Source organism: Neobacillus sp. KR4-4 (genome assembly GCF_042136325.1).
GTDB lineage: Bacteria > Bacillota > Bacilli > Bacillales > Cytobacillaceae > Neobacillus.
On the sequence record NZ_JBHHJU010000046.1, the window covers coordinates 1 to 11,890 of the forward strand.

Annotated in this window: 16 protein-coding genes; 7 read left to right on the forward strand and 9 right to left on the reverse strand. The window is 39.6% G+C overall.

The features are described from left to right. Positions 1–399: 399 nt before the first annotated feature. Genes ACE198_RS26915 through pdxR form a run of 3 tightly spaced genes read right to left on the reverse strand, consistent with a single transcriptional unit; the run spans position 400 to position 2,703 of the window. Positions 400–585 carry a hypothetical protein gene (locus tag ACE198_RS26915; RefSeq protein ID WP_375377671.1) on the reverse strand — a complete coding sequence of 62 codons (186 nt, stop codon included), beginning with the start codon at positions 583–585 and terminating at the stop codon, positions 400–402. A 10-nt stretch (positions 586–595) separates the two neighbouring features. Continuing rightward, on the reverse strand, positions 596–1,243 hold the full coding sequence (gene pcp / locus ACE198_RS26920) for a pyroglutamyl-peptidase I (protein ID WP_251463240.1): 648 nt from the start codon (positions 1,241–1,243) through the stop codon (positions 596–598). 17 nt (positions 1,244–1,260) lie between these two features. Beyond that, on the reverse strand, positions 1,261–2,703 hold the full coding sequence (gene pdxR, locus ACE198_RS26925; protein WP_251463239.1) for a MocR-like pyridoxine biosynthesis transcription factor PdxR: 1,443 nt from the start codon (positions 2,701–2,703) through the stop codon (positions 1,261–1,263). 159 nt (positions 2,704–2,862) lie between these two features. Here pdxR and ACE198_RS26930 point away from each other — a divergent pair, with 159 nt between their 5' ends. The 4 genes from ACE198_RS26930 (at position 2,863) to ACE198_RS26945 (ending at position 5,246) form a co-directional block, all read left to right on the forward strand. Then, positions 2,863–3,054, forward strand: coding sequence for a hypothetical protein (locus ACE198_RS26930; RefSeq protein WP_098573105.1), 192 nt, complete (start codon positions 2,863–2,865; stop codon positions 3,052–3,054). A gap of 54 nt (positions 3,055–3,108) precedes the next feature. Then, positions 3,109–3,390 carry a hypothetical protein gene (locus tag ACE198_RS26935; protein ID WP_375377672.1) on the forward strand — a complete coding sequence of 94 codons (282 nt, stop codon included), beginning with the start codon at positions 3,109–3,111 and terminating at the stop codon, positions 3,388–3,390. A gap of 117 nt (positions 3,391–3,507) precedes the next feature. Beyond that, positions 3,508–4,434 (forward strand): DMT family transporter, encoded by a 927-nt coding sequence (locus ACE198_RS26940; protein WP_375377673.1) that lies wholly within the window; start codon positions 3,508–3,510, stop codon positions 4,432–4,434. A 131-nt stretch (positions 4,435–4,565) separates the two neighbouring features. Next, entirely contained in the window at positions 4,566–5,246 is a 681-nt protein-coding gene (locus tag ACE198_RS26945; protein WP_375377674.1) for a zinc metallopeptidase, read from the forward strand. A 48-nt stretch (positions 5,247–5,294) separates the two neighbouring features. Here the strand turns inward: ACE198_RS26945 and ACE198_RS26950 are convergent, their stop codons facing one another. Continuing rightward, positions 5,295–5,450 (reverse strand): hypothetical protein, encoded by a 156-nt coding sequence (locus tag ACE198_RS26950; protein WP_155929020.1) that lies wholly within the window; start codon positions 5,448–5,450, stop codon positions 5,295–5,297. A gap of 336 nt (positions 5,451–5,786) precedes the next feature. Here ACE198_RS26950 and ACE198_RS26955 point away from each other — a divergent pair, with 336 nt between their 5' ends. After that, positions 5,787–6,566 carry a Cof-type HAD-IIB family hydrolase gene (locus tag ACE198_RS26955; protein WP_375377675.1) on the forward strand — a complete coding sequence of 260 codons (780 nt, stop codon included), beginning with the start codon at positions 5,787–5,789 and terminating at the stop codon, positions 6,564–6,566. Between the two features lie 48 nt (positions 6,567–6,614). Next, positions 6,615–7,142, forward strand: a complete 528-nt coding sequence (locus tag ACE198_RS26960) for a GNAT family N-acetyltransferase (protein ID WP_375377676.1) — start codon at positions 6,615–6,617, stop codon at positions 7,140–7,142. Positions 7,143–7,208: 66 nt separating this feature from the next. Here ACE198_RS26960 and ACE198_RS26965 read toward each other — a convergent pair whose 3' ends face one another. From ACE198_RS26965 to ACE198_RS26980, 4 genes are all read right to left on the reverse strand, one after another. Further along, entirely contained in the window at positions 7,209–7,514 is a 306-nt protein-coding gene (locus ACE198_RS26965; protein ID WP_375377677.1) for a BC1872 family protein, read from the reverse strand. A 209-nt stretch (positions 7,515–7,723) separates the two neighbouring features. Beyond that, positions 7,724–8,710, reverse strand: coding sequence for an aldo/keto reductase (locus tag ACE198_RS26970; protein ID WP_375377678.1), 987 nt, complete (start codon positions 8,708–8,710; stop codon positions 7,724–7,726). A 274-nt stretch (positions 8,711–8,984) separates the two neighbouring features. After that, on the reverse strand, positions 8,985–10,100 hold the full coding sequence (locus ACE198_RS26975) for a cysteine desulfurase family protein (RefSeq protein ID WP_375377679.1): 1,116 nt from the start codon (positions 10,098–10,100) through the stop codon (positions 8,985–8,987). A gap of 22 nt (positions 10,101–10,122) precedes the next feature. Then, positions 10,123–10,857 (reverse strand): gamma-glutamyl-gamma-aminobutyrate hydrolase family protein, encoded by a 735-nt coding sequence (locus ACE198_RS26980; protein WP_375377680.1) that lies wholly within the window; start codon positions 10,855–10,857, stop codon positions 10,123–10,125. A 441-nt stretch (positions 10,858–11,298) separates the two neighbouring features. Here ACE198_RS26980 and ACE198_RS26985 point away from each other — a divergent pair, with 441 nt between their 5' ends. Continuing rightward, positions 11,299–11,535 carry a hypothetical protein gene (locus ACE198_RS26985; RefSeq protein ID WP_098573088.1) on the forward strand — a complete coding sequence of 79 codons (237 nt, stop codon included), beginning with the start codon at positions 11,299–11,301 and terminating at the stop codon, positions 11,533–11,535. Between the two features lie 57 nt (positions 11,536–11,592). On the opposite strand, the gene ACE198_RS26990 is transcribed toward ACE198_RS26985, so the two are convergent. Continuing rightward, a complete protein-coding gene (locus tag ACE198_RS26990) occupies positions 11,593–11,847 on the reverse strand; it encodes a DUF1292 domain-containing protein (RefSeq protein ID WP_375377681.1) in 255 nt (84 codons plus the stop codon). Positions 11,848–11,890 lie beyond the last annotated feature (43 nt).

Below are 11,890 nucleotides of genomic sequence, written 5' to 3' on the forward strand. Positions count from 1 at the left end.
GCCCTTGTTAAAGGAACCTCAAACCATTGGTGTGTTTGTCAAGAGCGATTGCGGGTACCTCCACTACAAAAAAGAGAGAAGAAAAAAACTTCAGGTCACTTTTTCATAGAAGTTTTGACACTACCTCCTTCAACTCCTGCCAGCAGGGTCCTATTTGCCGTCCCTATGGTTGAGGCAAAGCAAAAGGTTAAAAACCTACTTCTCTACCTTATATTATATATCTCTAATTCTTCCTGTCATTGGACAAATAGTAGTATTATTTAGGTTAATTTTTTTATGTTATGTAAAGTGAGAATCAAGGATTAGATAATTTCTTCCTGAATAGATTCCATATAGTGGATTATAATCAGAAGGACAGGACCTGTCCTCCATGGTGTAAGAAATCCTTACATTATTTCTTTAAAATTGGCTATTAAACTTGTCTGTTGATTTCCGCTCCAGGCACTTCGCTTTCCGCGGGCGTGCCGGGGAGCCTCCTCGTCGCTTTGCTCCTGCGGGGTCTCCCCTGCCCCGTACTCCCGCAGGAGTCTTCGTGCCTTCCGCTCCAATCAACAGAGTTCTGAAATCAGTATTAACCTTTAACACAGCCTTTTAATTAGCTAATCTCCCCGCCAACTGCTGCAATATCTTGCTCATTTAAAATTACAGCTTCAATGGATAATTCCAGACCCTTTACAATTAATTCTAGACTCATGCTTGGTTGACCGGGGTTACGGACAATTTGTTCAGGGATAAAGGGAATATGGATAAAGCCGCCTCGGATGTCCTTGCTGCTAGTTTCAATTAGATTCATCAACCCATAAAAAATATGATTGCAGACGAATGTTCCAGCTGTGTTTGAAACGGAAGCAGGAATTCCGTTCTCCGTCATCTTTTTCACCATAGCCTTGACTGGCAATTTAGAGAAATAAGCTGTTGGTCCCCCCGGGACAATCTCTTTATCAATTGGCTGGTTATTCTCATTATCTGGGATTCTGGCGTCGTCTACATTAATCGCCACACGTTCAGGCGTGATTGTGGCACGCCCCCCTGCTTGGCCGACACAAATGACTATATCTGGATTTAGTTCAGCGATCGCTTCTTTAAGACTAGTAATCGCTTTGCCAAAAACCGTTGGGATTTCTCTTGTGATTACTTCGCTGCCTGCAATTTCTTTTCCTTGTAATAACTTTACCGCTTCATGCGCAGGATTAACGGGCTCTCCTCCAAATGGGTCAAAGCCAGTAATAAGTATCTTTTTCATCGTCATCATCCTTTCTGCTAATTATTTGCTGGTAGATTCTTTAATGCCTGTGAAAATCTATTAATTCCCTCATGAATCAAATTTGTTTCCGCCCTGCCATAGGTAAAACGGAGACACCCTTTTTCAGTGCCTAAAACATTTCCTGGGACAAAGGCAATTCCCTTCTTGATTGATTCCTCCAGTAATTTCTGCACGTCGATAGGTCTGTTCACTTTACACCACAGATGAATCCCCCCATCTGGAATAGAGAAGGAAACTTTTTCACCCAATAGTTGATTAAGACTTTGAACAAGTTGATCTCTCCGTTGTTCAAGCTGTTTTCTTAAAAATTGTATATGTGTATCATAGGACTGTGACTTGAGAAATTCGTTCGCCACCCATTGAGGAAATACACTGTGTCCAAAATCAACTTGTTGTTTGGCGTCAGCAAGCCGTTGAATGACCTTTGAGGGGCCAATAACCCAACCGATTCGTAATCCGGAAGCAATAATTTTCGACAACGAACTAATATATAGAACATTCCCATTATCATCCATTGATTTTAACGATGGATTTACCACTCCATCAAAGGAGGTCAAACTATAGGGGTCATCTTCAATAATTGGTATTCCAAATTCTGCTGAAATATTTAAAATTCGTTGACGCCGTTGCAGGGAAAGAACCTTTCCCGTTGGGTTTTGATAATCCGGATTTAGGAATACCATTCTTATTCTATGTTTCTTATGTAGTTGAACAAGGTCTTCTGGATTTACCCCATTTGAATCCACAGGCAATCGGAAGATTTTTAAACCTGCCGTCTGGAAAATGGGCAGAGAATAACAATAGGATGGATCTTCAATTGCCACAGCGTCACCAGGTTTAAGCAGGCATTGGACAATCAGATGCAGTGCTTGCTGTGCACCCGATGTGATAAGAATCGAAGAAGAAGTTGTATTAATTTTCTTATATTCATTCACATGATCGGCAATCGTACACCTTAATTCTTCATTTCCTTGCGGATCGTCATAGCCAAGATAGCCTGTAAAAGGATGCGCGGATAGAATATGTTGGAATTGCTCATTTGGAAATAAACTAGATGACAATTCACCACTTGCCATATTAATAAGGTCATTATCTTGGGTTTCCTTACGAATTCTTTGAACAACAGGAAGGTTGGGAAGAAATGAGCCACGCTCCAAATATCTACCCCAGTTTGGAATCCGTCTATGTTCGAGCCCCCAAATATCCGTACTCACAATGGTCCCACTACCTTTTTTTCTCTCAACAATCCCCATTGACTGCAGTTCTTCATATGCGGCTACCACTGTACTACGATTCACTTGCAGCTCTTCAGCTAAGGCTCTTTCTGAAGGTAACATGGTTTCCGGTGAAAAATGGCCTGTGGCAATACCTTGTTCAATGTAATCAGCAATTTGTTTATAAATTGGTCTTTTAGTTGTTCGATCGGGTCTCCAATCCACCCAACTCACTCCTTTCCAATCACTTATGACAGTAAAAGTGGATGGTCCATTTTTTTAGTAATTGGCTGGTCATTTTTTATAACTTTAACCTTAATATAGGAATCATACTATGTCTAATGAAAAATCAATAATTTTATCATATAGTGAGGATGAAATACTATGACGTTTGGCATGATTCTTATCATTGTTGTTTTAATTGGTGCCCTAATTGGTACCTTAGCACTTACTGGGAAACCGGATGAGGACTATAAAAGTTCCACAAAACAAAACACGATACGGTTGACGGCTATTTATGCCATTGTCATCTTAGCTGCAATTGGGGGCTTGGCTTGGTATATCAGTATAAGCTAAATCATAAATCTTTAGCAGAACACACATAATAAGGTAAAAAAGGTGTGTTCTGCTGTGGATTTCCCTGCCATTCAAACAAATTTTTGGGATGCAGTTTTTGCGATTCCCATCATTATTGTATTAACTCAACTAATAAAGCTATATTTCAAATTACCGAAGTGGTTTGTGCCAACCATTGCACTTCTCTTTGGATTAGGAATTTCAATTTTTATTAGTCATAAACACAACACTCTTGGCGGTATTTTTATGGGCTGGTTTTACGGATATGCAGCGATTGGAACTTATGCATCCTTAAAGTCAAATATTCTTTCGTTTAGAAATAAACAAAAGAAATAATTTTAAACTCTCCCCTATTTATCGCATAATTCAAAATCTATTAAAAATAATTATTTCGAAATCCGAAAAAAATGTTACAATTCTAATTATTACTTTTAATAGATTGAAGGGACATACATGAAAAAAAAGCAATGGCTTATATATGGAATGTTGATTTTCGCTACGGCGACATGGGGAAGTGCATTTATTGCTGGAAAAATTGCAGTTCAAGACTTTGAACCGGCTACAGTTGCTTTTTTACGTTTTTTAGGAGCTTCTGTCCTATTGTTCCCGCTGATGTGGTTAACTGAAAAAAATCGGATCAGGCCTACTCTTAAAGACTATAGCTTGTTTGCGGTTTTAGGTTTAACTGGAATAGCACTATATAATATTTGCTTTTTTATTGCCACCAAACATGCACCGGTAATTAAGAGTTCCTTATTTATTGCGTCAAATCCAGTTTTAATTGTTCTTTTGTCAGGCATCTTTTTAAAAGAGACGATTACCAAGAACCATATAATTGGTATGGTGACTGCTCTTATTGGGGTAACTTTTATAATTACAGATGGTCATGTGCTTTCACTGGTGGAGATAGGCTTTGAAACGATCGATTTTGTTTTACTTGGTGCGGTGATTTGTTGGGCCTTGTACAGCGTCGTTGGCAAAGTGGTTTTAAAAAAATTTAGTTCAGTCGAATCCACTACTTATGCCGTAGCTTTTGGTACATTATTTTTATTACCATTTGCATTAGTGGAAACCACTTGGAAAGATGTACAGCATGCTGACATTTCAACCTGGATAGCCATCGCCCACATGAGTATTTTCGTAACAGTGGTGGCATTTATTATGTATTATTACGGGATCAAGGAAATTGGCGCGGCAAAAGCTTCAATTTTTATTAATGTCATGCCAGTATCGGCCGTCTTGATGGCCACCATCTTTTTAAATGAAACCTTCACTTTGGCTCACGGAATTGGAGCAGCCTTTGTCCTATCTGGTGTTTATATTGGAACAAATACGAAGATATTTAAGAAAAAAATAAGTACGGTCAACCGTGCTATTTAATTAAAATACTCACGTAAAAGGACTGACCAAATTGGTTAGTCCTTTTTTTAACAAGCACATTATTACTAAAAAAGTGTACCTTAAAGTATAATAATGTATATAAAATAGCATCTTGAGAAGGAGTATGCATTATGGGTTTTATCGTTTATTTTATTCTAATCATGATAATTCCAATATTTGTGCAGATGTATTTAAGGAGTACCTACTCTAAATTTTTGAAAGTAGGCTCATCTTCTGGATTTACGGGTGCCCAGGCTGCTAGAAGAATCTTGGATCAAAATGGCTTATACGACGTATCTGTAGAAGAAGTGAGAGGTCACTTATCGGACCACTACGATCCAAGAAGTAGAAGTGTTAGGCTTTCCACAACGAACTACCATGGGACCTCGATTGCTTCGATATCCGTTGCCATTCACGAGGTTGGCCATTGTTTACAACAAAAGGATGGTTATGTACCTTTACGTGTAAGACATGCATTGGTACCAGTCGCAAATATTGGCTCAAATTTTTCATTTATCTTGATTTTAATCGGTATTCTCTTATCCTCTGCCAACTTTTTATTACTTGGAATTATCGCTATGGGCGCTGCAGTTCTGTTTCAGGTGGTTACGTTACCTGTCGAATTCAATGCGAGTTCCAGAGCTCTGGATGTAATGGTTGGTTCTGGTCTGATTAGAAATGAAGAAGAGTATCGAGCGAAAAAAGTGCTAAACGCTGCTGCGCTTACGTACGTAGCAGCAACTGTAGTAGCAGTAGCAGAATTACTCCGTTTTGTACTCATGTTTACTGGAATGCAAAATAATGAAGATTAAGAAGTTAAAAAAAGACTCCTGGGTTGGAGTCTTTTTTTGCTTCAGTTATTAGGATTTTTCTGACGTTATGTCGTTATATGGCAAAATCAGTTTTTCCAGCCTATTGTAGTCCATCGAACTTATTTCCTCCATTAATCTCGGAATGGCTTTTTCAGGATAGCCGTAATCACGAAGTAGTTTTCGCTTTTTCTCTATTTGATCCACAGAAATACCTCCCCTAATGCGTGTTGTGTTTTTTCCATAAAAGAAACCATTATCATTTTCACATTTTGCCCGAGACCTTCATTTTCTATGAATCCTTTTCAAATCCCGCCTATAAGTTTACATAATGTAATTATTGTTAATAAAAAAATGGAACATACCTACGTTTTCTAGTCAGGGTTTCTGTTAAATTTGACTGGGAATATCCTGAACCTATATAATAGATCCCCATCGATCATAAATGTTCCTGTTTAAGTGTGTTTTGCATAGGGTTTTTCTTGGAACATGTTATACTTTGCTATAGAAATATCTGTGAAAGAATTTATGGGAGCGTGTTTTATGAATTATAAGGTTGTCATCTTAGATATAGACGGAACCATCCTCCCCCATGGAAAAACACTGAGTCATGCCACAAAGGATGCCATCCAGAGGTTAAAAGAGAAACAGACGAAAGTGGTGATTGCTACCGGGAGAGCACCTTACTTTACTGAGTCGATTATTCAAGAAACTGGGGTCGACTCGATGGTCTTTTTTAACGGTTCCTTTGCCTTCCATGAAGGAACAGAAATATACAAGAGTTCGATTGATAAGCAAGTCTTAGAAAGAGTCCATCAATTATCCAATGACTTACAACATCCGCTGACTTATTTAGGCGATACAAGCTTTAAAGTCACGCATTTAGAACATCCCTTCGTCGTAGAAGCGTACCAGCATGATCCATGGAAACCGGAACTGGCCCCGCCGCAATTTTGGAAAGACCAGGATATTTATCAAATCTTCCTCCATTGCGATCTAGAGGAGGAGTTATCCTATCAGTCAAAGGTTCCAGAACTGGATTTCCGCAGATGGAGTTCAGGGGCACGAACCTGTGATGTGAATTTGTCTAACTCAAACAAAGCAGTGGGACTTAGTAAATTATTAGAAAAACTTGGGATTGCACCTGATGAGGCCGTTGCCTTTGGCGATGGTTTAAATGATATGGAAATGCTGTCACTAGTCGGAATGGGCGTCGCCATGGGAAATGCCCGTGATGAATTGAAAGCAATGGCCAATATGGTCACACTCTCCGCCGAAGAAGACGGTGTCCGTTATGGATTAGAGCGTCTCGGTTTAATTTAAACCGAGTGCTCTTACAGTTTTGATATGGGAGATAAGGAGTGAGAATTCGTGAATTTAACATATGAAGTAATCTCGGACGAAGAAATAGAATACTGCCGGGATGTATGCAATGAACTTATGGCCTTTCAAAAATCGAAAGCTTACATAACACCAGAACTGTTTGACAGCATGAACTTTAACACCCGCCTGGTCCCTTCGATTAATAGCGCCATTCATAATTATATCGTGGTTGTGAAGGACGGCGACCAAGTCGTTGGGTACGTTTATTCTAATATCTCGCCAAAAGAGACCTATTCTAATGATTTTGCTACTTTTTTTGACATGTCTACAGTTCGTAAACCAAATGTTGGTTGTTTATCGCAATTTTATATTAAGGACGAGTATCGGAAGTATGGGGTAGGGTCTACACTTTTCAAGATGTCGATGGATTGGTTAAAACAATTTGATGACGTCGAGGATTATTTTATCTTTGTCTCTAACGGCAATAATGACGCGCTGGAATTTTACAAACATAAGGGATTTTCGGTCAGCCATGAAATCTTGGATGGGTTTATAACTGTATTACGAAGCAAATAGAAGCGATAAAAGCTTGTAGGATTTGATCCATATGGATTTAATCTACAAGCTTTTTATATGTACTTATTACAGCCATTCCTCAGCGATCGAACTATTATCAGCAATGGTGAAGGCTGCATTGCTGATGGCTTGAGCTAATGTGTCGCCCGTTTCACATATGTTGTTAAAGCAAACTTCAGTGCTCCCATTGGTTGTATAGGTAAAACCGAAGTCTTTTAACTTTTCTACGATGAGCATTGCATGCTCAAGATTTTGATCAGGTTGAAAATCTGCAACTGGTATGAATGTCCCCTTTTCAAAATCAAACCATCTGTCCCATCTATTTAACTTCCAACCTAGTATTCTACGAGCAATAATTTCTACTTGGTTCATTTCATTCTGGCTCCTTCCTCTGTATTTTCTTATTTTACCATTTTCATCGTGCCTGTTCCTCGTAATCAACTTCAATTTTGTGACACTTCTAAGGTGTGGAGGAGGTATAGATGACCACTGGTTGCTTGAAGGAGCCAGGTCGGTCGTCAATCGGGGCTATTGGCTACCTATATTAGCCGATACGAGGACGGTCAGTCGTCAATCAACGATTACAAATTCACGCCTTTCATGCCTGCTTCATGGTAACGTTCTCCAGCAGCTACACCCCGTGGAGCAACTTCATTTATTCGCTCTAAATCGGTAGCATTTAAGGGTATTTGAAGTGCACCTATATTTTCTTCTAAAAACTTGATTCTTTTTGTCCCTGGGATTGGAACAATATCATCCCCTTGCGCAAGTAGCCAAGCAAGTGCAAGTTGGGACGGCTGGCAGTCTTTTTCACGGGCTATTTCATGTATCTTCTGAACTAGTTCCAGATTTTTCTGGAAGTTTTCCCCCTGAAAGCGTGGCGATAAACGACGATAGTCATCCACTGCTAAGTCTTCAAACTTTTGTATTTGTCCTGTTAGAAATCCTCTTCCTAATGGACTGTATGGGACAAATCCAACCCCGAGTTCCCTGCAGGCGGGCAGAATCTCATCTTCTACATCCCGGCTCCAAAGAGAGTACTCCGTTTGTACAGCTGTAATTGGATGGACATCATGTGCCCGGCGAATCGTTGACGCAGAGGCTTCCGAGAGCCCTAAATAGCGAACTTTCCCTTCTCGGACTAAATCGGCCATCGCTCCGACGGTTTCTTCAATTGGTGTGTTGGGGTCGACTCGATGCTGGTAATAGAGGTCGATATGATCCACACCTAAGCGGCGAAGACTCGCTTCACATGCCTTTTTTACATATTCTGGACGCCCATTTATTCCTAAAAATGCTCCGTCCTCTGCTCGTACATTTCCAAATTTAGTTGCAATAACCACTTGATTACGATGTCCATTGATGGCCTTTCCAACCAACTCTTCATTCTTACCGACACCGTACATATCAGCTGTATCGAGAAGGGTAATACCCATTTCAAGGGCACGATGGATCGTTCTAATTGATTCATCGTCATTCCTGCCGCTGTAAAAGTCTGACATCCCCATACAACCGAGACCAAGGGCCGATACTTCAAGCCCTGATTTCCCTAACAATCTTTTCTGCATCCTTATCATCCTCTCATGATTACCCTTTTTCGTGACAACAATGTATTTATGCTGTACATGTTTCCTTTCTCTTAACCGAAATCCCTTTAATTATGTAAGGCTTAGACAGTATTAACATATTATACCAATTCAAAGAATTTTCCACCAATGAAACACTAATTTGGGGCTGATTTTCTTTCTCTAATTCATTATATGTCTAGTCTCGGGAATATAGGACGGCCACCCGACTCACAAAAAAGGACTACCTCCAATGAGCTAGTCCTCTTCCTTTATTTCAAAGAATCCCCTTAATCGAATCCACTACTTGGTCAATCTCATCTTTCGTCGTATACCATCCTAAACTAAAACGGATGGCACCCATTCCAACTTCTTCAGAAACACACATTTCCTTTAAAACTGGGGATAATTCAATACTGCCGGCGTGGCATGCCGATCCTGTTGACGCAGCTAACTGAGGGATCGCATCCAATATCTCTTGACCCACTCTTCTTACAAAACTGACATTCAAAGTATTCGGCAGACGGTCCTCCGAATGGCCATTCAATACTACCTGATTGCCGAACTTCTCCTTTAATTGCATCCAAAAATAATCGGTTAACTCTTTTATTCCACAATCTTCTACGTGTTGTTTAGCCATCTCACAGGCCTTTCCTAAGCCCACCGCCAATAAAGTATTTTCGGTACCTGCCCTAAGGCCAAACTCATGGCCCGCTCCATGGATAAGTGGTTCCAGATGGATTCCCTCTCGTATATAAAACGCGCCAATTCCTTTAGGTGCATAAAGCTTATGGCCGGCAATCGTTAGCATATCCACTTTCAAATCATTCACATTCACCGGAACTTTTCCAACCGATTGGGAAGCATCCGTATGAAAAGCAACCCCATGTTCCTTAGCTATTTCCCCAATCTCCATAATGGGCTGCAATGTACCGGTTTCATTATTGGAGTGCATTATCGAAATCAGAATGGTTTCTTTTGTGATTGCGTTTTTTATTGCTTCTTGTGTAACCTGCCCATTCCGATCAACGTCTACATATGTGACTTTTGCCCCAATTTGTTCTAAGAATTTGCAGGGGTTCATAATCGCAGGATGTTCAATTTTGGAAGTAATGATATGATTGCCTTTATGCCGATTTTTAAAAAAATAACCTTTTAATGCAAGATTATTGGCTTCACTGCCTCCGCTTGTAAAAATAACCTCTCTGGGGGAACAGCCAATTAATTTGGCCACCTGCGCTCGGGCTTGATGTAATAATTCCTTTACTGGTAACCCTGCCCAGTGTAAGGCCGACGGGTTTCCATAAAATTGATCTAACAATGGCTTCATGGCCGCGGCTACTTCAGGAGCAATCGGTGTACTGGCATTGTAATCAAGATAAATTTTTTCCATCTAGTGATTCATTCCTTTCCCCTTAGACAGAAGCTGGGACCTTAACCATACTGTTAATAAAATCTTTGAATAAATTGTTCATTTCATGGTTTGTACTCGCCATTGATTCAGGATGCCACTGAACACCGATTGTAAAGGTGGTTGGATGGATATACTCCACTGCTTCAACAATCCCATCGGATGACTGGGCAACAACTCGAAGGTCATTGGCCACCTTATCAATGGCTTGATGATGGAGACTATTCACACGTACTCGTTCAGAACCGACCATTTCGAATAATTTACTATCGGTAGCGATGGTCACCCAGTGAGTCTCTCGACTTCTATCAATTTTCTGGTTGTGTTGAATGGGTTCCTTGACTTGACTCGGGATGTCCTGGATTAACGTACCGCCAAGAGCAACATTCAAAATCTGAACGCCTCTGCAAATGGCAAGGATCGGAATATTGTTTTCAAGCGCGAATTTCACCATCGCAATCTCTGCCACGTCCCGCTCCGGTGTAGTTGGACCCAAGTGTGGATGCGGATCCTGACCAAAAAGCTTTGGATCGACATCCTCTCCACCACTGAGAATGATTCCATCGCACAAGGCGATTGTTTCTATTGCCATCTCAGGGTTAATGTAAGGAAGAATGACAGGTATTCCTCCATTGGCAGCAACACTTTTATGATAATCATGGTGCACATAGACACCTTCCATATATTCGTTATGTTTAACATAGGCACCTGTAATGCCGATAACTGGTTTTTTGTTCATAATTTTTCCCCCTTAACATGCCAACAACAATATCTTACCATAATCATTCTAATAGATTATATTTTTGAATGAGCTGCTATTTGAACTTCAAAAAAAATTTACATAATCTTTAAATAACCTTCATAGATTACTGTGTACGACTTATATAAAATAATATAAATATTGTCAAAGGATGGCGATAAAATGGAGTATGTTCTTTACAATGGCAAGAAATATTTAATCCTTTATAAGTACACTTCAGGATTCTGCGAAATTAAGGAAGTCGATAGTATACATAATATACAATTGGTTCATTCATCGGAATTAACAGACCTAAACTAAAAAAAGCTGAAAAAGGGAATGTACCCTTTTTCAGCTTTTTTTAGTTGAAGAAATTTAAACCTAGTTATGTATATTTCGCCACATTTTCTCAAATTATATGATAAAAAAGGTGGGGTTCTCATGAATAATTGGCATCTGATTTTGGCCGGAATTGTCTTGTTAGTCTTAATCATCGGTTTAGTTGTTACGTTGGGTACTGGAAGAATGGTAAGTACTAAATCTGGAGAATTTGATACTCCAATTAATGAAGGCACACAAAGACATCCTTATTTATTAAATCCAGTTTTTCTTGTCTGGATAATCGCAATGACAGCTATCATCATTTATATCATCTATCTTGGCTTTAATTACTATTGAAAAAAAATCAAGCGAAAGGCCCTTGGTTTTCTGGAGGTACCTTTCGCTGCTTTTATTTTATTCTGCTGGAGCATGTTCCACGGCGATTTGGTATGCATCCAATATCGCTTCACTCTCGGAAGGATCATTAATACCCACTAAATCTTGATTCCCTTCCTCTCCTTCTATTTTCATAACGATGGTTTCATCCTCAGCCTTTAATAACGCATAGGATTCATCCTCCATATCAAACAATGCTTCAACAGCATAATCTTTAAGATTCCCTTGGTTATCCTGAATCGTTATATAATCACGTGGTTCATCACGTTTCATCCTATCTCACCTTAACAATTATTGTTCCCTTTACAAAGAATGT

Excerpts from the sequence above, each read along its gene's own strand:
- pcp (WP_251463240.1), bottom strand. The coding sequence starts at position 1,243 with ATGAAAAAGATACTTATTACTGGCTTTGACCCATTTGGAGGAGAGCCC.
- ACE198_RS26930 (WP_098573105.1), top strand. The coding sequence starts at position 2,863 with ATGACGTTTGGCATGATTCTTATCATTGTTGTTTTAATTGGTGCCCTA.
- ACE198_RS26940 (WP_375377673.1), top strand. The coding sequence starts at position 3,508 with ATGAAAAAAAAGCAATGGCTTATATATGGAATGTTGATTTTCGCTACG.
- ACE198_RS26945 (WP_375377674.1), top strand. The coding sequence starts at position 4,566 with ATGGGTTTTATCGTTTATTTTATTCTAATCATGATAATTCCAATATTT.
- ACE198_RS26955 (WP_375377675.1), top strand. The coding sequence starts at position 5,787 with ATGAATTATAAGGTTGTCATCTTAGATATAGACGGAACCATCCTCCCC.
- ACE198_RS26965 (WP_375377677.1), bottom strand. The coding sequence starts at position 7,514 with ATGAACCAAGTAGAAATTATTGCTCGTAGAATACTAGGTTGGAAGTTA.
- ACE198_RS26970 (WP_375377678.1), bottom strand. The coding sequence starts at position 8,710 with ATGCAGAAAAGATTGTTAGGGAAATCAGGGCTTGAAGTATCGGCCCTT.
- ACE198_RS26975 (WP_375377679.1), bottom strand. The coding sequence starts at position 10,100 with ATGGAAAAAATTTATCTTGATTACAATGCCAGTACACCGATTGCTCCT.
- ACE198_RS26980 (WP_375377680.1), bottom strand. The coding sequence starts at position 10,857 with ATGAACAAAAAACCAGTTATCGGCATTACAGGTGCCTATGTTAAACAT.
- ACE198_RS26985 (WP_098573088.1), top strand. The coding sequence starts at position 11,299 with ATGAATAATTGGCATCTGATTTTGGCCGGAATTGTCTTGTTAGTCTTA.
- ACE198_RS26990 (WP_375377681.1), bottom strand. The coding sequence starts at position 11,847 with ATGAAACGTGATGAACCACGTGATTATATAACGATTCAGGATAACCAA.